Source organism: Mesorhizobium sp. P3_A9 (genome assembly GCF_056402975.1).
Genome location: NZ_JBFUGJ010000722.1, coordinates 1 through 1,056, shown reverse-complemented (window position 1 = coordinate 1,056; position 1,056 = coordinate 1). Strand labels below are relative to the sequence as shown.

Genomic DNA, 1,056 nt, shown 5'->3' with positions numbered 1-1,056 from the left:
GCTTTCCGTCGATAGCAACGGTGACGTCACGCACGGAAAGAACGATTTCGCTCTCGTCCACTTCCTTCATCTTGATGATGCCATTGCCCTCCGCCATCTGTCAGAACGCGATCGCYGCGTAGAAGATGGCGAAAAGCCCATCSAGGATGATGACGACGAAGATCGACTTCACCACCGAGGCGGTSACGTGYTGKCCSAGCGATTCGGCRCTRCCGCCGACYTTCATGCCTTCGACCGAGGCGATCGTACCGATGATCATGGCCATGAAAGGCGCCTTGATCAGGCCGGCAAAGATAGTGCTGAGATCGATGGCGATGCGCAGCCGGTCAATAAACGCCGCTGGTGTAATGCCCGAATAAAGCCAGGCGGCGGCCATACCGCCGCCAAGTGCGGCGAAATTGGCGATGATGGTCAGGCAAGGCAGCGCGATGACAAGAGCAACCAGCCGCGGAAACACCAGAACGCCGATCGGGTTGAGGCCRATAACCTTGAGCGCGTCGACCTCCTCGCGCATCTTCATCGAGCCGATCTCGGCGGTGATCGCGCTGCCGGAGCGGCCGGCGATCATGATTGCCGTCATCAGCACGCCGAGTTCGCGCAGGATCAGCACGCCGACCAGATCGACGACAAGGAGGTCGGCACCAAAATAGCTGAGCTGGTAAGCGCCCTGCTGGGCAACGATGGCGCCGACAATCGCCGACATCAGCACCACCACAGGGATGGCGCCGACGCCCATGCGATCGATCTGGTTGAAGATCGCCGCCGGGTTGACGGCATGGCCGCGACCGAGCTTCATCTGCGCGCCACGGATGGTGGCGCCCAGAATATTCATCGACGCGAGGAAATCATCGCGCATCTCGTAGACGCGCCGTCCAACCGCCTCCAGGGCGCGAATGACGATGTTGGGCGGCCGCGCCGGTGCGGATTCGGGCTCGCGCCGGACAGCCTCGCTCACCGCGTCGAGCAGGATGGAAGCGATCTCGCTTTGGCCTTGCAGACGGATCTCGACGTTCTTCTTCTCGAAGGCGCTGACCAGCCGGTCGATCAGCCATGCAC

General features: G+C 61.7%; 1 protein-coding gene. It reads right to left on the bottom strand.

The window, feature by feature from the left end; all coding sequences use genetic code 11:
- Window positions 1–100: 100 nt before the first annotated feature.
- The coding region (locus AC1DX0_RS36300; RefSeq protein WP_477359379.1) for an MlaE family ABC transporter permease at window positions 101–1,056 on the bottom strand (956 nt) is incomplete at its 5' end.